The 16,603-nt window shown below is 66.9% G+C and carries 17 protein-coding genes and 1 rRNA gene; 8 read left to right on the top strand and 10 right to left on the bottom strand.

All coding sequences use genetic code 11. From position 1 onward, the window contains the following. Nucleotides 1-76: ribosomal RNA gene (locus AB0K82_RS26280) — 16S ribosomal RNA — on the bottom strand; the annotation flags it as partial. A gap of 733 nt (nt 77-809) precedes the next feature. Between AB0K82_RS26280 and AB0K82_RS26275 the strand changes: the two genes are divergently transcribed. Beyond that, the gene (locus AB0K82_RS26275) at nt 810-1,442 is read left to right on the top strand and encodes an LppP/LprE family lipoprotein (protein WP_364401600.1); all 633 of its coding nucleotides are present in this window, start codon (nt 810-812) and stop codon (nt 1,440-1,442) included. Nucleotides 1,443-1,596: 154 nt separating this feature from the next. Here the strand turns inward: AB0K82_RS26275 and AB0K82_RS26270 are convergent, their stop codons facing one another. Both AB0K82_RS26270 and AB0K82_RS26265 read right to left on the bottom strand, forming a co-directional pair. Further along, nucleotides 1,597-2,331 carry a hypothetical protein gene (locus AB0K82_RS26270; RefSeq protein WP_364401598.1) on the bottom strand — a complete coding sequence of 245 codons (735 nt, stop codon included), beginning with the start codon at nt 2,329-2,331 and terminating at the stop codon, nt 1,597-1,599. 190 nt (nt 2,332-2,521) lie between these two features. Next, nucleotides 2,522-3,016, bottom strand: a complete 495-nt coding sequence (locus AB0K82_RS26265; RefSeq protein WP_364401595.1) for a hypothetical protein — start codon at nt 3,014-3,016, stop codon at nt 2,522-2,524. Nucleotides 3,017-3,264: 248 nt separating this feature from the next. Here AB0K82_RS26265 and AB0K82_RS26260 point away from each other — a divergent pair, with 248 nt between their 5' ends. After that, complete coding sequence (locus AB0K82_RS26260) at nt 3,265-3,714, top strand: hypothetical protein (RefSeq protein WP_364401593.1); 450 nt, start codon at nt 3,265-3,267, stop codon at nt 3,712-3,714. 133 nt (nt 3,715-3,847) lie between these two features. Here AB0K82_RS26260 and AB0K82_RS26255 read toward each other — a convergent pair whose 3' ends face one another. Both AB0K82_RS26255 and AB0K82_RS26250 read right to left on the bottom strand, forming a co-directional pair. Continuing rightward, nucleotides 3,848-4,408 (bottom strand): GNAT family N-acetyltransferase, encoded by a 561-nt coding sequence (locus AB0K82_RS26255; protein WP_364401590.1) that lies wholly within the window; start codon nt 4,406-4,408, stop codon nt 3,848-3,850. Nucleotides 4,409-4,493: 85 nt separating this feature from the next. Further along, nucleotides 4,494-4,925 (bottom strand): ASCH domain-containing protein, encoded by a 432-nt coding sequence (locus tag AB0K82_RS26250; RefSeq protein WP_364401587.1) that lies wholly within the window; start codon nt 4,923-4,925, stop codon nt 4,494-4,496. Nucleotides 4,926-5,098: 173 nt separating this feature from the next. Between AB0K82_RS26250 and AB0K82_RS26245 the strand changes: the two genes are divergently transcribed. Next, a complete protein-coding gene (locus tag AB0K82_RS26245) occupies nt 5,099-5,581 on the top strand; it encodes a hypothetical protein (protein WP_364401584.1) in 483 nt (160 codons plus the stop codon). 155 nt (nt 5,582-5,736) lie between these two features. Then, nucleotides 5,737-6,315, top strand: a complete 579-nt coding sequence (locus tag AB0K82_RS26240) for an NUDIX domain-containing protein (protein WP_364401608.1) — start codon at nt 5,737-5,739, stop codon at nt 6,313-6,315. 95 nt (nt 6,316-6,410) lie between these two features. Here AB0K82_RS26240 and AB0K82_RS26235 read toward each other — a convergent pair whose 3' ends face one another. Beyond that, nucleotides 6,411-6,857 carry an ATP-binding protein gene (locus AB0K82_RS26235; protein ID WP_364401582.1) on the bottom strand — a complete coding sequence of 149 codons (447 nt, stop codon included), beginning with the start codon at nt 6,855-6,857 and terminating at the stop codon, nt 6,411-6,413. Nucleotides 6,858-6,967: 110 nt separating this feature from the next. On the opposite strand from AB0K82_RS26235, the gene AB0K82_RS26230 reads away from it, so the two are divergent. Both AB0K82_RS26230 and AB0K82_RS26225 read left to right on the top strand, forming a co-directional pair. Continuing rightward, nucleotides 6,968-7,843 carry a helix-turn-helix transcriptional regulator gene (locus AB0K82_RS26230; protein WP_364401579.1) on the top strand — a complete coding sequence of 292 codons (876 nt, stop codon included), beginning with the start codon at nt 6,968-6,970 and terminating at the stop codon, nt 7,841-7,843. Further along, complete coding sequence (locus tag AB0K82_RS26225) at nt 7,836-7,925, top strand: DUF397 domain-containing protein (protein ID WP_364401577.1); 90 nt, start codon at nt 7,836-7,838, stop codon at nt 7,923-7,925. Before AB0K82_RS26230 ends, AB0K82_RS26225 begins: the two co-directional genes overlap by 8 nt. Nucleotides 7,926-7,992: 67 nt before the next feature. Here the strand turns inward: AB0K82_RS26225 and AB0K82_RS26220 are convergent, their stop codons facing one another. Further along, on the bottom strand, nt 7,993-8,913 hold the full coding sequence (locus AB0K82_RS26220; protein WP_364401574.1) for a hypothetical protein: 921 nt from the start codon (nt 8,911-8,913) through the stop codon (nt 7,993-7,995). Between the two features lie 89 nt (nt 8,914-9,002). Between AB0K82_RS26220 and AB0K82_RS26215 the strand changes: the two genes are divergently transcribed. After that, a complete protein-coding gene (locus AB0K82_RS26215; RefSeq protein WP_364401572.1) occupies nt 9,003-12,104 on the top strand; it encodes a DUF3427 domain-containing protein in 3,102 nt (1,033 codons plus the stop codon). Nucleotides 12,105-12,260: 156 nt separating this feature from the next. Here the strand turns inward: AB0K82_RS26215 and AB0K82_RS26210 are convergent, their stop codons facing one another. From AB0K82_RS26210 to AB0K82_RS26200, 3 genes are all read right to left on the bottom strand, one after another. After that, a complete protein-coding gene (locus AB0K82_RS26210) occupies nt 12,261-13,076 on the bottom strand; it encodes a hypothetical protein (RefSeq protein ID WP_364401570.1) in 816 nt (271 codons plus the stop codon). An 89-nt stretch (nt 13,077-13,165) separates the two neighbouring features. Next, the gene (locus AB0K82_RS26205) at nt 13,166-14,155 is read right to left on the bottom strand and encodes a hypothetical protein (RefSeq protein ID WP_364401567.1); all 990 of its coding nucleotides are present in this window, start codon (nt 14,153-14,155) and stop codon (nt 13,166-13,168) included. A gap of 328 nt (nt 14,156-14,483) precedes the next feature. After that, entirely contained in the window at nt 14,484-15,449 is a 966-nt protein-coding gene (locus tag AB0K82_RS26200; protein WP_364401565.1) for a hypothetical protein, read from the bottom strand. Between the two features lie 261 nt (nt 15,450-15,710). Between AB0K82_RS26200 and AB0K82_RS26195 the strand changes: the two genes are divergently transcribed. Continuing rightward, nucleotides 15,711-16,556: an LLM class flavin-dependent oxidoreductase gene (locus tag AB0K82_RS26195; RefSeq protein WP_364401563.1), complete on the top strand. Its 846-nt coding sequence runs from the start codon at nt 15,711-15,713 to the stop codon at nt 16,554-16,556. Nucleotides 16,557-16,603 lie beyond the last annotated feature (47 nt).

Raw genomic sequence — 16,603 nt, 5'->3', positions numbered from 1 at the left:
GGCCTTTCCGCTCGACTTGCATGTGTTAAGCACGCCGCCAGCGTTCGTCCTGAGCCAGGATCAAACTCTCCGTTAAGGCCAAACGACAACCACCCGAAGGGCGGCCGCCAAACCTTTGCAGAGAAAAACAATCCCGGCAAGAATCATTCTTGCCAAAGGAATCCAAACCAACCATGACCAACCCCGAAGAGCCAACCACGATCAGCGAGGACCATAAAGGCACTGGCTTTTAGCACACTGTTGAGTTCTCAAGAAACGGACACACACCGTCGGGATTCTGTTTCCAGTTTCCCGTTCGGGGCTGTTTCCTCAATCTTACCGATTTGTTTTCCTTTGTCGAATTGACCGACTCGGGATCACTTCTCGGCGCCGCCCAACATTTAACCACCGAAATCGGAGACTTCGGTAATCATCCGCTGGGAGGCTCCCGGCGACCGCGCCGCCATTCGGCGTCACGTACTCGACCGGGTCGACGCCCTACTCTACCCCGTGCCAGAGATGCCTCTGTCACGAGCTTTCGTGGGGTGTCTTCCTGGGGGCCGACTACCTTTCGGCGTCTCCTCCGCAGGCAACGAGGACTCTACGTGGCCGCGGTAGCAAGGTCAAATCACGCCACCTGCCCGCAAGAACCCGCAGGTCAGACTTGCTTCCTGCCACCGCGCCGGTCCAGCGGCGAGATCTCGGACGCCGAAACGACTTCAAGATCCGCCATTCCCGACGATCAGTGGTGGCTCCTGCGATCCCATCCGCGCGAATTACGATCTCGATTGCCGCGGCGGGACGATCGGGTGTCTGAGAAAGTCGTTGCCGTGATCGACGAGAACGCCCTCGCACGGTCCCGGGCGGCGGCGGTCGTCCTCCTGGCCGTCGTCACCGCGGCCGGCTGCCGACCGGACGAATCCTCCGCCCAGCCGTCGGCGTCCTCGGCCCCGACCACGCCGGCCGCCGCCGCGTCGAGTCCCGCGCCCTCTTCGCCGCCCACACCGACGGGCGCCACCGCCGCTCCCGCCGTCGGTGTCCCGGACCGTACCGCCGTCGAGCGCGTCCTGACCCGTACCGTCGAGGCGGCGGACCCGTCCACGCACTTCGTTCGCGACCGCACACCGGTGACCACGTCGGACCGGCACGGCGGCACCCTCACCGCCGTGGTCGGCCGGCGGTACCCGACCGCGGACGGCAAGGGCCAGCTCGTCTTCTTCTGGCACGGCACGCGGTTCCTCGGCTGGGACGCCGTCACGGAGGCCGACGCCGTACGGGACCTCACCGGCGGTCCCGGCTACTTCCGGATCACCTACCCGCACTACGCGGAGCGGGACCCCGAGTGCTGTCCCTCCCTGCCGCCCGCCGCCGTCACGTACACCTGGCAGGACGGCGGACACCTGGTCCCCTCCGGCACGCGCCCCCAGCACGGCGCCGCGATCCGGGTGAAGCTTCTGCCGTAGCCGCCGGGCGCTCGGCGACGAGCGGTCACGCGGCCGCGGCCGTGGTGCGACGGAGGGCGCCGAGGTCACCGCGCATGACGTCGGTGTACGGGATGGTGAAGTCCCCGTTCGGCATGGCGCTGCCGAAGCGCGCGCCGATCACGCGGGATGGGAGCTACGGCGCGGCGGGCCCGTGCCGGTCGGGGAATCGCCCGTGTCCCGTACGGCTGTCGTCGGCGGTGTAGGTGACCGGGACGCCCCAGGAGGCCGGTGGGTTCTCGCGGCCGAGGATGACCCAGTGGTCGGTGGGGACGTGTGCGGTCAGGTCGGGGACGCCTCCGGTGTGGCAGTCCAGCGCCGGGAGGACGAGCTGGCGGAGACTGTGCGGCCGGTACCACAGGAGAAGTGGATCGGCCGATCTCGCCTCGGTGTTGTCGAAGCAGCACACGATGATCGCGTGCCCGGGGTAGCGGGCGGCGTAGAAGTCGAACAGCGGCGTGTTGGGCCGGATCCGTCGGTGCTCGGGCACCTGTTCCAGCGCCTGAGGGATCAGGGTGGGGTCGGTGGCCAGCACCACGGTGTAGATGTCATGGTCGAAGACCTGGACGGGCGGTGGTCCGCCGGCCGCCGCCACGCAGCCCTCCGGCACGAACACCCGACCGCGAGTCGGCGGAGCGAGGGCGTCGACCATGTCCCGCAGGACGCGCGGGCAGTGGCCGGTGTCGACGAAGTTCGCCGGCGTCATGCCGGTGGCGGGCACGTGCAGGAGCATCGCGTTCGGTCCGCTCGCCAGGTTGACCGCGGTGTTCTGATAGCCCAGCACGTCGACCCGGCCGTGCTCGGGATGCCGGGCCCGACCGCCGTACAGGATCGTGCCGGAGAATCGCGACGCCGCCGTCGACACGCACATCCGGCACCCTCCCGAGGCTGAGATCACCTGGGACCGTACCGCCCGGCCCGGACGCGCGGAGAGATCGGCGCGGACGGGCCGTGGCCGGTCCCGCGCTCAGCCTTCCGGCGTCTGCTGGAGTTCGGCCAGCGTCAGCACGTGGCCGCCGATGCCCCAGCCGCCGTCGGTCCTGTGCACGCGAGATCGCCGGTCACACCTCACCCGTCGCCGGTCGCCGACGACGTACGGCGGTGACGATGTCGTCAATCGAGTGGTCGAGGGACAGGTCGGACAGGACGATCGGGGTGCCGTACCGCGCCAGATTGCCGCGCGCCTCGCGCAGCAACCACGGCCGCACGCGGACGACGACGATCTCCGGTCTGGTGGGAACGATCAGCAGCACCGGGGTGCTCGTCTTGCCGCGCAGGGCGGCGCTGCGCCGGACCGAGGCCACCTCGTCCCAGCTCAACCGCACGCCCATCAGCGGGAGGCGGATTCCGCTCTCGTCGACCGCCAGCACCGGCACCCGGCACACCGTGCTGACGATGATCGGACCACCGAACAGCACCAGCACCACGGCGCCGGCCACGGCGATCACCGCTCCCAGCAGGTCGGCCCGGGTCACCCCGAACACCACCGCCACGACGGCGGCCAGCGTGAACAGCACGTACGGCCCGTTCGGCCGCAGGCGCACGAGCAACGGCATCGGGGCCTCCGCGATCGGCTGCGGGCCGATCCTAGCCTCCCAGGTGAGACCGCCTAGGTCCTCGAACACACACCCGGGCGTGGGTCCAAGCGCCGGGTTGAGAGCCCGGCCAGAGCGGTCGGCACGGCCGAAAAGTCCACGGGCCGGGATGCGTAGCCGAGTCACCCCCTCCCCGTACAGTCCCTCTTCAAGACGTCTCGCAGCATCTGCGGGAGCGAAACAGGGGAGACAGAATCATGAGGCTTCGGATGAACCGCCTTCGGACCGCCCTCGCCATCGGTACCGGGAACGCCACCGCCACCGGCGACGGCAGCACCGCCGTCAGCGGCGTCAGCGACGGCCACGTCCCCACCGGCGGCACGGACGACAACGGGGTCTTCACCACCAACGACGGCAACGGTGACGCCACCGCAATCGGCGAGGGCAGCGTCGCCGTCAGCGGTGTCTCGACCGGCGGGCTCCCGGGGCTTCGTGGGAGGAACCGGCCTAAGACCGTTCTCGTGATGGGCACCGGGGACGCCACCGCCACCGGCGACGGCAGCACCGCCGTCACCGGCATCAACTACGGCTCCGGCTCGACCCGCGGTTTCATGGGGCGTCGTCGGAGGACCCGTCCCGAGACCGTCATCGTGATCGGCACCGGGGACGCCACCGCCACCGGCGGCGGCAGCGCCAACACCGGGATCGACTACTCCTGAGGAGTGGTCCAATCCCCAACGAGAGCCCGGCCGTTGTGCCGGGCTCTTTCGCTCGTGGGTTCCAAGCTCTCCGCCTGTTGCCACCCGGCTATCCGCCCATCTGCAGTTACAGGTGCGAGGCTAGCTCGGTCCTTCAGGCTTTGAAGGTGTGCAGCCGTACGGTGCTGAGCGTCTGCTCCGCGCCGAACTGCTCGAAGGTGTCGACAGGCTGAAAGCCGAGGCGGGCGGCGAGCTTCAAGGCGCGCTCGTTGGCCGTCTGGGTCACGACGAGGACCGGCTGGTCGGGGAGCTCGTCGGCGGCGGCACGCAACGCCGCCGCGGCGGCCTCGAACGCGAGCCCCGCGCCCCACGCGCCGCGCCGCAGGACATAGGACAGTTCCAGTTCCTCACCGTCCTCGGTGAGGTGCCCGGGCCGGTCGGCGGACCGACGGCCGAGCCCCAGAATTCCGATGAGCCGGTGCGTCGAGTTGTCCGCGATGATGAAGCTGCCGGGCTCGGAGGTCGTGTTCGCGGTGCCGAAGGCGTCGAGGAACTTCTCCATCTCGCCGCGGGGCATCGGACCGCCGAGGTACGCCCGGACCTCGGGATCGGTGAAAATTTCGATGAGCCCTTCGCGGTCGGCGTCGCGTGCCTTGCGCAGGACGAGTCGGTCCGAGGTGACTTCCGTGGCGGACAGCGTGGGCAATCGGCTCATGGGCCACCATGATGGCCGAGCGTCCTTCCGGGACGCCCGGCCGCACGGCGGTTCGCGACAAGCGGCTCCCGCCTCGCCTCCTCGGTCAGGACCGGCCGGGATCGCCGGCCTCGACCACGCGGAAGCGCTCGGCGACGACGAGCGTGTCATCGTCGATGACGGGAGTGTGCCCCAGATACTCGCTCACTCCCTCGCTCTGGAAGAACTCCTCGTGCGCCGCCCGCCACTCCGCCGCGTCGGCGTACCCGCGCCCTTCCGCCAGGGCGTAGTCGTCGTCGATCTCCTTGATGGGAACGACGCGCACCTCGACGAGCTCGATCACCACCGCCGGCTGCCCGTCCGAGTCCACCACGGCGAACCGCTGCCCGGCCTCCGGCACCGCCTCCCCGGCGTGCTTGTAAATCTCAAGGAGCCCGGTGAGCGCCGTCTTCTGCCCGTCCAGGATCGCGGCCACCCCACTGTCCCGCAGCGGACCGGGCAGAGCGAGTTCGAGAGTCGGAAGATCGTCATGTCCCATCACACGAGCGTATGGCCCCCGATCACCACCCCGCCGCCGGGTCCGTCGGGTAGACGTCGGCGAGCCATCCCGCGCCGTGACCGTCTGGCTCACTAGGCTCCCCCGCGCAGCACATGCAGTTGCCAGACTCAGCGAACCTCCCACAGATCGTGGAACCGGCCATGGAGGCGGATATGACGCTCCCCCCGCGCCCGCAGCACCAATGGCACATGCCACGGAGCCGGGCCGGCCTGACCACCGCCGTAACCATCGGCGGGGAGCGGTTCTGTTTGACCACAAACGGCCGCCAGGACGGCACGCTCGGTGAGGTGTTCATCCAGTGGGGCAAGCAAGGCCAGACCCAGGCCGGGCTCATGGACATCTACGCCGTCACGCTTTCGGTCGGGCTCCAGCGCGGTGTCCCGCTACTCGACCTCGTCCGCCAGGGCCTGGATCTGCATTTCGTGCCCAACGGCCACACCGACGATCCTCAGATTCCGCGGGTCCGGTCGGTAGTGGACTGGGTGGCCCGGCGACTGGCGATCGACTGGCTGCCGTACGAGGTCCGCGCCGCCGAAGGCATCTTCATGATTCGAGAACGCGAGACCGACGCCACAGGCTGGCTCGCAGCAGAGACGACCAAGGTTCCGGCGCTCAGTTCTGCGACCAGCTGGTGACTGTTGAGTTCTTCGGGGTTCACCGGCTTCGCCTGGTGGAGGTCGAAGCGCCGCGGTTGTCGCCTGAGGATGAACATGCTAGGGACCGTGTATGGGACAAGACGGTCGAGGCGAACCCGAGTCTCTTTGACGGGCCGGTGGCGGCCTGTGCGGGAATGGAGAGGGACGGGCCGCGCGGTTTCGTCCTGTCGTGGGCGCGGGTCACCTACCGGCACTATGCGCTGCGTCGGGTTCCCGGCAACACTTCGGGGTTGCCGTCCCTGTTCGTGAGTGTCGTACAGCCGACGGAGGGTGGGCGCGTACTGGTGGGGAGAATGTCCTCGTCAACCGCTGCTCCGGGCCTATGGCAGCTTCCCGGCGGTTCCGTGGAGCCGCCTGAGGGAGACGGGATGCTCGACGAACCCGCCCTGCGGCGCCACGCCACGCGAGAACTGGTGGAAGAAATCGGGGTCGACCTCGCGCCTGAGGAACTGCATCTGTGGGTCATCATCCGAGGCGAGACCCGGAACGTCGGTGTGGTCTTCCTCGCCCCGCCTCGCCCAGAGGCGGAGTTGCGTGAGCGCTTCGAGACCGTAGTGGCCGCCGAGCGGGCTCTGGGAGGCGTCCCGGAACTGGACTGGATCGCCATGGTGACCGGTCCGGATGGGGTTGCCGCATTGGAGGGGCCGCACGTGGACTACCTCGAGCCGCTCGTACGCCGGTACGGTGCGGCAGCGTTGCGACGCAGTACCTGAGGAACGCCGGCATCTCGATTGGCGGGTCTCGTCGGACGGTACTCAACATTGGCGTCGCGGAGCCTAGCCAGCGCGGTGAAGGCGCTACGACTCCGCTAGTACGAGCAGAGACGTTGTTCGGCCCACACGATTTTGCCGCCCCCCTTGCAGTGCACAGCCGCCCAGCGCGCGCTGAGCATCTCGATGATCCCCAGGCCCCGGCCGTCTAGATCGAGGTCGTTCGGCTGGCGCTTGGTCGGGAGGACTGGGTTGATATCCCAGACCTCGGTGAAGAGGCTCGGGCTCGTCCACTTGAGGCGTAGGCGGATACGGCCGATCTCGGTGATCCCCATGGCCTGATGGAAGCCATCGGTGGCCTTCAGTGCATTCGTGGCCAGTTCGGACACGATCGTTTCTGTGTCGTGGATCAGCTCGGTCGGGAGGTGCCAGTGCCGAGCCACCTCGGCAACCAGGCGACGGGCGAGGGGGACGGCGTTGGGTGCAGCAGCCAGGGTGACGGCCTGGTCCTGCTGCGTGGGGAAGAATGCGACGGTTGGCCTCATGCGATCACCACGCTCGGTAAAGTGTCGGATGCTCAGTGTGAACCTGCAATGAAGATCAATGCAACCTGTTGCATAGGATTCAGGTTGCATAGTTCTCCAAGGAGGCCCCCATGCCTGCTCACCCTCGCCCCACTGTCCGGCTGCGTCGCCTGGCCGGAAGCTTGAGCCGGCTACGTACCGCTCGCGGCCTGAGCAGGGAGGACGTTGCAGACGCCACCGGAATCAACAAGGCCACGCTCTACCGAATCGAGAAGGCGAAGGTCCGTCCACAAGCACGCACGCTCGCTGCAATGCTCACGCTGTACGAGGTCGAGCCCGAGGAGCAGCGAGCCCTCACCAAGCTCCTCAAGAACTCCACGCAATCCGGATGGTGGCAGGCGTACACGGACGAGCTACCCGAGGAGTACAGCGCCTACATCGAGTTCGAAAACGAAGCTCGGAGCGTCTGGAACTACGAGAGCCTCTACATCCCCGGCCTACTCCAGACCGAGGACTACGCACGCGCCGTCATCCCCGGTGGCATGCCATCGCTGAGCCGAGAAGACGTCGACCGGCGAGTCCAAGTCAGGATGGAACGCCAAGCGATCCTCGATCGTGACCCCACGTTCCACCTCTGGGCGATCTGCGACGAAGCCGCGCTCCACCGTGTCGTTGGTGGCTCAACCGTCATGCGCGCCCAGCTCTTGCGCCTCATCTCGGCCATGGAACGACCGAACGTCACGCTCCAGGTCGTACCGTTCGACACTGGCGCGCACCCTGGCATGCCGGGATCGTTCGTCGTGCTCCAGTTCCCCGGTGACCCGTCTGTTGTCTACATCGACAGCATGGCCGGCGACCTTTTCCTCGAAGAGGAAGTAGACGTACGTCGCTACACTGGGCTCTACGAACACCTCAGAGCTGTCGCAATCAGCCCAGATGCCACCAGACAGCTTCTAACACGCGTGGCCGGTGAGTACTCAGCGAGGGGAGGGGCAGGCGATGGATGACTTGTCCCGGATTGATTGGCGCAAGAGCAGCCGATCCAGTTCCAACGGCCAGTGCGTTGAGGTCGGAGTGGTCGAAGAATAGGAACTTTGCATCCCGTAGCGACTCGGCCGCTTACCCGCAGATTCCCTAACAAGGACAGGGAACGCTCCTATGAGCTAGCTCTTACTTCAGAACGATCAGGGTCGATACGCTGAAAGCCACCCTCATGACCCTCAAAGATGCAGGCTACTTGGTACTTGAGTAGTAGCCTAATCATATCTGGAGATGGCCGACCGGGGAGAAGCACAGCCCGATACATCGCTCCAGCATGCTCGCTATAATCCAAAATCTGCCCTAGCGCCAGCCTGATATGAATCCGGCTCGCCGATCCCTTAGCTTCAACGATCTCGTCAGCAGCGACATCCAACAGATCGATCTTCAGCTCAGAAGCGCGGTCAGGCAGCAGAATCTTGCGCTGCTTCGACTCATGCCCGCGATCCCTCAACCATGCAGCGTAGCGGCGCACCAGCGCAGCCTCACGACGTTCACCTTCCGTCTCCGGCTTGCTGCGATTGATCCGGAATCTCTCAGTGTTGTTAGCTTCTAGCTCAACATCTTTGATGCTCGCCCGAGCGCCTTGGTGACCGACATCAAGCCGACCCACTTTTCCAGCAGGCCAAAGATGAAAGACGATCACACGCCTCATCTCTTTTTCGGCATCCGGAGCCTCGTCGAAGCGATAAGGGCATGCCGCGTCTATCACATACTCGCCGCGATACCGGACATAGGATCGCCGGGTTTGCTCAAAGACCCGCAACCGCTTTCCGATGCTGCCGTGGTCCCGAATCGCACGATTTCCTGCGCGACGGAAGTCTTGATCTCCTGTTCGTCCTTCGCCTGTATAGTGATAGCTACCATCACGTCGTGGGCCGTCGAAGTTATAGCCGTTCTCACGACCTCCACTAGTTTTAAAGAGAAGAATCTCCGCTGACCCTTTTGGAGTGGAGATGCCTCCCTGTGTCTGCCCTCCGTGTCGTCTGTGGACCTCTTGCCGCAGCAGCTCGTCACCCTCAGCGATGTCCCAAGGCATGCGCGACAATCTACGCCAAATCGGGCTTACCGCGCTTCTGCTGCACGCTCCCTGTTGGAGTGTCGTCGGTGAGACGTACGGTTGCTCCCATGGCCGAACTCGCTCCTGGCGTCTATGAGCACCTCCTCACCGTCGACATGCATCAACGTCTGGGTTCTGTGGACAGCGACCTGGTCCATAAGGAACGCCTCACCGAAGAGGACGCTGATGAGCTGCTTACGCGCCACCTTGGTGACCTGACGCGTCGTGCGCTGAAGGTGGTGAAGGAGGCAGCCGATGAGAAGGATTCGCTTGCCGCCCAGGTAGCGGCGGCTAATCGCATCGCTGAAGCTATTGCATCCGTTGTCACCGATTCGGTTACCGACCGTGACTTCATTGCAGATGGACAGGAGCTATTGCTCGGGATTGCGCCTGAGCGTCGGCCTGACGGGACTGTCGTGTTCCCGGACCGCCCGGATATCCCGCTTTCGATGAGCGCCCTTCTCGTCAACGGACGAGATCAACCACAGATCGGTCGAGAGGTCGCCAAGGAGCTTGCGTCCGCGGATCGCGTCGACCTGCTCTGCGCGTTCATCAAGTGGCATGGACTCCGGCTCATCGAGGACGGCCTTCGCCGCTTCGTCGAGCGCGGAGGGAAGCTGCGGGTCATCACGACGACCTATATCGGAGCAACGGAGCGCAGAGCTCTCGATCGCCTCATCCAGATGGGCGCCGAGGTCAAGGTCAGCTACGAGACGCGCACTACCCGGCTCCACGCCAAAGCGTGGCTCTTCCATCGAGCTTCTCAGCTCGACACCGCATACGTCGGGTCGTCCAACCTGTCCAAGACAGCTCTGACGGAGGGAAAGGAGTGGAACGTCCGGCTCGCGCGTGTGGAGCAACCGCACCTGCTGGATACCTTCGAGGCGACCTTCGAGGAGTACTGGGCGGATCCCTCCTTCGAAAGCTACGACCCTGGCCGGGATGCCCAGCGACTCGACGAGGCCCTCAGTAAGGAAGCCGGGGGTCCCACCGATCTTCCCCTCCAGATCACCAACATTGTGGTTACGCCGTACCCCTACCAGCGCGAAATCCTGGACGAGCTCCAGGCAGCACGCGAGCTACACGACCACTGGCGCAACCTCGCCGTCATGGCAACCGGCACCGGCAAGACGGTCGTGGCCGCACTCGACTACAAGCGGCTGCTGGCACAAGGCACCGTCAAGTCGCTGCTGTTCGTCGCGCACCGCAAGGAGATCTTGCAGCAGAGTCTCTTGACCTTCCGGCAGACGCTGCAAGATGGCTCGTTCGGTGAGCTCATGGTCGATGGGCAACGCCCCCAAGAGTGGAAGCATGTCTTCGCGTCGATCCAGTCGCTATCCCGTCTCGAGATCGAGCCGGACCACTTTGACATGGTGATCGTGGACGAGTTCCACCATGCGGAGGCATCGACGTACACCCAGCTACTCGATCACCTGAAGCCGAAGGCACTGCTCGGCCTCACAGCGACACCAGAACGCGCAGACGGTGCCGACATCCTCCATTGGTTCGACGGCGGCAAGCCCACCGTAGAGCTCAGGTTGTGGGAAGCGCTGGAACGAGACCTCCTCGTCCCGTTCCACTACTTCGGGATTCACGACGCGACTGACCTGTCTCAGATCACATGGCGACGTGGCACTGGCTACGACGTCACGGAGCTGACGAACCTCTACACCGGCCATGAAGCGCGTGTCGCCATGGTGATCAAGGCGCTGGCGGACAAGCTCACCAACGTCCGCGCTATGCGCGCAGTCGGCTTCTGCGTCAGCATCGCGCACGCGGAGTTCATGGCGACGCGCTTCAACCAAGCGGGGATCCCATCGGTCGCGGTCACCTCCGCCACCGATCGCGCCGCGCGGGAGCAGGCCCTAGAAGACCTACGTAGTCGGAAGATCAACGCCGTCTTCACGGTGGACCTCTTCAACGAGGGCGTCGACGTGCCCCAGATCGACACAGTGCTCTTCCTACGTCCCACCGAGAGCGCCACCGTCTTCCTCCAACAGCTCGGCCGTGGCCTGCGCTTCGCCGACGACAAGCCTTGTCTTACGGTTCTGGACTTCGTCGGGCGTCAGAACGCCAACTTCCGATTCGACCTGCGGTACCGGGCGCTGACCGGTGACAGCCCACGCCAGCTCGAACGCGACATCCATAACGGATTCCCCGCCCTGCCCGCCGGCTGCCACATCGACCTCGATCGCGAGGTCAGCAAGCTGGTGTTGGAGAACCTCAAGCAGGCGCTTAACGCGAACAAGAAGGCGATCGTGGCCGAGATGCGTAGCTTGGCGGAGCAGAGTCTGGCTGCGTTCCTCGAGGAGACTGGGCTCGAGCTCGAAGATCTGTACACCGGTTCACGAGGAGGCTGGGTCGGCCTTCGCCGCGAGGCTGGTCTTGAACAACGGCTCCCGGAAGACCTCAAAGATGACCGTAGTCTTGCCTCCGCGATCAGCCGCATGCTGCATATAGATGACCCCGAGCGGATCACCTTCATCCGAGATGTGCTCTCACGAGACGAACCGCCTCGGCCGGAGGCTTTCGATGCTCGTCAGCGACGCCTTCTGGCAATGTTCCATGCATCTGTCGACAGCAGCCTGCCGCTAAATGTCCTCACTCGGAACCTTGATCGCTTTTGGCGGAACCCGGCCCGGAGAGATGAGATGCTCGAGATCACCGAGGTGCTGAGAGCACGTCTTCACCGCATCACCCCCTCGTGGACGGAGGCGAGCCACATCCCTCTCCGCCTTCACGCCACCTACACCAAGGACGAAATCTTGGCTGCCTTCGGTATGGAGAAGCCGCGGTCATGGGTAGCAGGCGTTCGCTGGATGCCCGAGGAGCAGGCCGACATCTTCTTCGTGACCATCAACAAGACAGAGGAACACTTCTCGCCGCAGACGATGTACAGCGACCGAGCCATCAGCCCGACGGAGTTCCAGTGGGAGTCCCAGCACCTCACCCGCGAGGTCTCCGAGACCGGTCAGCGGTACATCCACCACGCTGAGCGAGGGTCAAGCGTCCATCTCTTCATCCGCGAGCACAAGGGCGATCCGTTCACCTACGCCGGGCCGATGACGTACAGGAGTCATGACGGCGAGCGCCCCATGCGTATCCGTTGGCAACTGGCCCATGAGCTTCCTGCGGACGTATTCCACTACGCCAAGGTCACAGCAGGCTGAGCGATAACGCGGACGAACGTTCGACATGTGGATTCAGTACGGTTCAGGCCAGGCATTACTGAGATCACGAAGCAAGTCAAGGCAAGAGCTTCGAACGCGAGGTCGAAACGAGGTCGGGCGCGAATCGGCAGGCATACGGGCAGGCTAACGCTCCCACTACTCGTCCGAGGCTGCCTGAAGTTCGCCGGCGCTGGCGGCTAGGGCGGCTCGGTGTTTGCGCATGGTGGCTATGCGTTCGTTGACCGACAGGGTCTTGTGGGGCTCGGCGTTTACGACGGGGATGCCGCGCTCGGCGGCGCTCAGCGCGAGGGCCTCGCCTACATGGGGCATCGTGCACAGGGCGAGGCTGGAGAACAAGCCGGCGGCGACGGTCTTCTCCTTGCGGATTCGGCCTCGGTAGACGATCTCGCAGGCCACTCGGTCTGGCAGTTCGCCCTCGGGGTCGTCCTCCATCCGGTCCTCCAGGTCGACGGCCATGGCCATCACGATCTGGAGGACCTTGGTGACGGCCCACTTGCGGCCGGGGACCGGTGGGAGCCGGTTGCGTAGGTCGTCGATGGCGAAGTCCCAGATGGCGCCGGAGGCGAGTTCGGCCGCCGTGCGGGTGCGAACCTCCAGAACACGTTCCCACTCGACCTCGTCGCCGTCGAAGCCGATTTCCTTCGGCCCCACCGCGATCGCGCCGAAGCTGTCCAGCGGGGACAGCAGTTTGCCGATCAGGGCGGGTGCCTTCGGGTGCCGGGTGATGAGCGCGCCGATCGACAAGCGCCACTCCTCCGTCAGGGGGAGGACCGGCGGCGGGACGGACCTGAGCTGGTCCATCACCCAGTCGTTGCCGTCCTTGGCTGCCGCGGCGGCGGTGCCGCCGACCTGGGTCGCGCCGCGTCCGGTGGCGCGGACCGCGTGCGCCCCGGTGTCGAGTGCCGCCGACGCCGTACGTCGCACATCGCCCACCCGGTCCCTCAGGCCCATCGGATCCCTCCCGTTCCCCGTCGGTGCGGAGAGCCTACTGGGGCAAACTGCGCACTTTCGGGCGGCCATGAGCCTCCCCGGCGTAGGTCCTACAGCTCGCTCCGCAGGCCGGCGGCGGCGCGGAGGACGGCGGACCATTCGGTCGGGGTCGGGTCGACCTGAGTGTGGGCGGTGAACAGCGGGTGGAGCTCGACGTCGGGGGCCTTGCCGGTGGTGGGGTCAAGGCGGCGTGCCAGTTCGAGCATGTCGGGCACCGGGTTCCGGCCGAGGCGCTTGGCGATGGCGGCGAGGAGTTCGTCGAGGGCGGCGGGGAGGTCGAGGGGCGGGAAGGTGACCGCTTCGCCGCAGCGGCGGGCCTGTTCCTCGTACCGGTCCGCCCAGAACGAAACCCGCCAGCCGGGCCACAGGTCCGTCAGCTTGGGCAGTAGGCCGGGGACGGGCTCGATCGACCAGGCGCCGGCGGTACGGGAGCGGACGTCGACGTGCAGGCCGCCGTCCGGGATGACGGGCAGGTGCACCTGGGCGAGGCCGTCTGCGGGGAGGCGGTCCAGCAGGCCGGGGCCCTGCCAGGCGCTGTGGTCGTCCGCCCAGTCGAACGGGTACACGAGGAGCCGGCCCGCCTCGTCCCGTACGGTCACCAGGTGCGGCGGCCAGTCCCTCGACGGGTTCGGCTGCAGGTCGTCCGGCATCTCCGGGTCGCCGGCGGCTCGGACGATGGCGCGGTCGAGGCCGACGTGGGCGGCGAAGTCGCCCAGACCGTCGTACGCCCAGCGGACGTCCCATCCCGGCCAGGTGCGCGACAGCAGGCGCGTGAAGACGCGCTTGGCCGGCAGGTCCAGCATCAGGTCGTCGCCGTAGAAGACGAGCCGGCGGGTGCGATGGTCGACCAGCGCGCCGCCTTCGCCCCAGATGTCGTCGAGCCATTCGTCCTGCGCGCGCTGGTGCTGGGCGGTGATGAAGCGGGTGGCCGCCTCGGGGCCGGCGACCAGGACGGAGCAGATCCGGCCGGCGGCCCAGTGGTCGTAGTACAGGCGCCAGCCGGTGTCGTCGACCAGGACGAAGTTCGCGCGCTGCCCCATGGCGTTTCATCCTGGCGCGCGTCGGGCGCCCACGCCACGGGATTACGTGGCCGCGGCCGCCGCGCGGATCGTACGGTGGCTTCGGCGCCTCACCGGCTCCGCCACAGGGCCGCGGTCTCGCTGTGCGACTTGACGGTGACGGGCTCGCGCGGGGCGAGCCATACCTGGATCAGGTACTCCTCCACCGGGTCGCCGTCCGTACGGGGGTCGCCGTCGTCGCGGTTGGGGCCGTGGACGCGTCCACCCCCACCTCGGCGGAGGTCCGGCGGATCAGAGTCGGCATGGCGCCGGATCCCTTTCTCGTACGAGAGGCGCTCCGGGAAGACCGTTACTGGATGTTCAGCCTGATCGGGTGGGAGGCGTCGGCCGGGCAGGTGAAGACGCGGAGTTCGCCGTGGCGGCCGACGACGATGTCCGGGTCGTCGCCGCTGTCCATGGTCAGGAACAACCGCATGCGCGCGCCGCAGGAGCAGTCGATGGGGGTGAAGTCGGTGAGGTGCCAGCTGGGCCAGCCGCCGACCTTCCAGCCGGGACGGCAGGCCAGGCCGCGGTTGAACTCGAGGCCGCGCGCCTCCGCCCAGCGGTCGCCCTCGTCGAAGAGGTCTTCGGGCAGTTCGTCCTGTTCCGGGAGGTCGACGATCTCCAGCGGGGCAATGGTGCACGGGTGCGGGAGGTAGGACTCGTCCGCGCGGTCCGGCCGGGGAGGGTGCGTCAGCGTCGTCTGCACGGTGGACGACGATCGATGGCGGAGTTCGACGGCGGGGCCCCAGTAGTAGGGCTGGCCCGGGAGGTCGCTGTGGTCGTTCGGGCACCACAGCACCTGCAGGACGTCCATCCCGGCCGGCCAGTGGTCTCCCGGTACGTCCCGGGCGTAGAGCTGCATGACGGGGACCATCGGGACCCCGGGACCGGAGGTGTCCTGCACCGAGCGGATTCTCTCCCAGTTCGTCATGTCGAGCGCCGACGCGCCCGCCATGATCTCCGTCTGGATCCGGGCCTCCTCTTCCGTGACCTCATAGCCCCGGCCCGGGTTCTGACGGTGCCGTTCCTTCATGGCGTGGTCGATCCGCTGCCAGGTCTCGCGCTCCTCGTCCGACAGCTTCTCGCTTACCTGCACCAGGTGGGGCGCGGGGCAGACCGGCCACGGGTCATCCGCCGGCCACAGCAGCGGCCCGCCCACGGAGCTGTCACCGGCACCGGTAGTGCCCGCCGTCGGCCGCAGCAGGGTCGCCGGGCGGGCGTACGGCGCGAACGCGGGGATGTCGGCGATCAGGGACTCAGCGGATGCCGACACGATCGCGGTCCTCTCCATGGTGGTACGGCGGGTCCCGATCATGGCACAGGCGCGCGGACCTCGGCCGGGAGGCGGTCGGTGGTCTCCGTCCGGTCGTGATCGTTCGGCTTGCCGGGCGAACGGCGCTCGTCCTACAGTGAGATCACTTCGAAGAGGCGCTCGCCCGGAAGTACGCCGCAGAGCGGGAGCGTCCCACCTCGATCAGGTGCCGAGGGGGCGGCAGGTGTCCTTGTCGACCCTTCCCTTCGGAGGTGCTCACTTATGAACGTCGGTATCGGTCTGCCCATCGGCGACCCGGCCACTCTGCTCGACTGGGCGCGGCGCGCGGACGCCGGACCTTTCAGCACGCTCGGCCTGCTGGACCGCCTCGTCTTCGACAACCCCGAGCCCCTGGTGGCGCTGGCCGTTCTCGCGGGCGCGACGTCGCGTGTCCGGGTCCAGACCGAGGTACTGCTGGCGCCGCTGCGTGACACCGCCCTGCTCGCCAAGCAGGCCGCCACCCTCGACCGGATGTCCGGGGGCCGTCTCGTCCTCGGTCTGGGCGTCGGCGGTCGCGAGGACGATCACCGGGCCGCGGGTGTCCCCGTCGGTGTCCGCGGTCGCCGGCTCGACGAGCAGATGGCGGTGCTGCGCCGCGTCTGGGCCGGTGAGCCGTACGGTGACGAGGTCGGCCCGATCGGTCCCGCGCCCGCCCGGGCCGGCGGGCCCGAGGTGCTGTTCGGCGGGTTCAAGCCCGTCGCGCTCGAACGCGTCGCGCGCTGGGGCGACGGTTTCCTCGCCGCCGCCGCGCCCTCCTGGGCGGGCGGGCTGTTCGACACCGTCCGCGGGTTCTGGAAGGAGTACGGCCGCGACGGCGAACCCCGCATCGTCGCCCAGGTCAACGCCGCGCTCGGCCCACAGGACGTGGTCGACGACGCCCACGCCCGCATGCACGCGTACTACACCTTCACCGGCATGGCCGACCGGATGGTCGCCGGGATGCTGACCACGCCCGGCGAGATCCGCGACGCGATCGCCGCCTTCACCGACCTGGGCGCCGACGAGGTCATGCTCTACTGCTACGGCCTCGACCCGAACCAGGTGGACCGCCTCGCCGACGTCCTCTGAAGCCGGACGCGCGAGCGGTGATTCGTGTCGGCGGCTCGGCGGTCGGA

It is taken from the genome of Actinoallomurus sp. NPDC052274 (assembly GCF_040679475.1).
Taxonomy (GTDB): Bacteria; Actinomycetota; Actinomycetes; order Streptosporangiales; family Streptosporangiaceae; genus Actinoallomurus; species Actinoallomurus liliacearum.
The sequence above is the reverse complement of the archived record's forward strand: the minus strand, read 5'-3'. Positions and strand labels throughout refer to the sequence as shown.

Coding starts and splice junctions, on each gene's coding strand:
- AB0K82_RS26270 (WP_364401598.1), bottom strand. CDS start 2,331: ATGTGCGTGTCGACGGCGGCGTCGCGATTCTCCGGCACGATCCTGTAC.
- AB0K82_RS26265 (WP_364401595.1), bottom strand. CDS start 3,016: ATGCCGTTGCTCGTGCGCCTGCGGCCGAACGGGCCGTACGTGCTGTTC.
- AB0K82_RS26260 (WP_364401593.1), top strand. CDS start 3,265: ATGAACCGCCTTCGGACCGCCCTCGCCATCGGTACCGGGAACGCCACC.
- AB0K82_RS26255 (WP_364401590.1), bottom strand. CDS start 4,408: ATGAGCCGATTGCCCACGCTGTCCGCCACGGAAGTCACCTCGGACCGA.
- AB0K82_RS26250 (WP_364401587.1), bottom strand. CDS start 4,925: ATGGGACATGACGATCTTCCGACTCTCGAACTCGCTCTGCCCGGTCCG.
- AB0K82_RS26245 (WP_364401584.1), top strand. CDS start 5,099: ATGACGCTCCCCCCGCGCCCGCAGCACCAATGGCACATGCCACGGAGC.
- AB0K82_RS26240 (WP_364401608.1), top strand. CDS start 5,737: ATGGAGAGGGACGGGCCGCGCGGTTTCGTCCTGTCGTGGGCGCGGGTC.
- AB0K82_RS26235 (WP_364401582.1), bottom strand. CDS start 6,857: ATGAGGCCAACCGTCGCATTCTTCCCCACGCAGCAGGACCAGGCCGTC.
- AB0K82_RS26230 (WP_364401579.1), top strand. CDS start 6,968: ATGCCTGCTCACCCTCGCCCCACTGTCCGGCTGCGTCGCCTGGCCGGA.
- AB0K82_RS26225 (WP_364401577.1), top strand. CDS start 7,836: ATGGATGACTTGTCCCGGATTGATTGGCGCAAGAGCAGCCGATCCAGT.
- AB0K82_RS26220 (WP_364401574.1), bottom strand. CDS start 8,913: ATGCCTTGGGACATCGCTGAGGGTGACGAGCTGCTGCGGCAAGAGGTC.
- AB0K82_RS26215 (WP_364401572.1), top strand. CDS start 9,003: ATGGCCGAACTCGCTCCTGGCGTCTATGAGCACCTCCTCACCGTCGAC.
- AB0K82_RS26210 (WP_364401570.1), bottom strand. CDS start 13,076: ATGGGCCTGAGGGACCGGGTGGGCGATGTGCGACGTACGGCGTCGGCG.
- AB0K82_RS26205 (WP_364401567.1), bottom strand. CDS start 14,155: ATGGGGCAGCGCGCGAACTTCGTCCTGGTCGACGACACCGGCTGGCGC.
- AB0K82_RS26195 (WP_364401563.1), top strand. CDS start 15,711: ATGAACGTCGGTATCGGTCTGCCCATCGGCGACCCGGCCACTCTGCTC.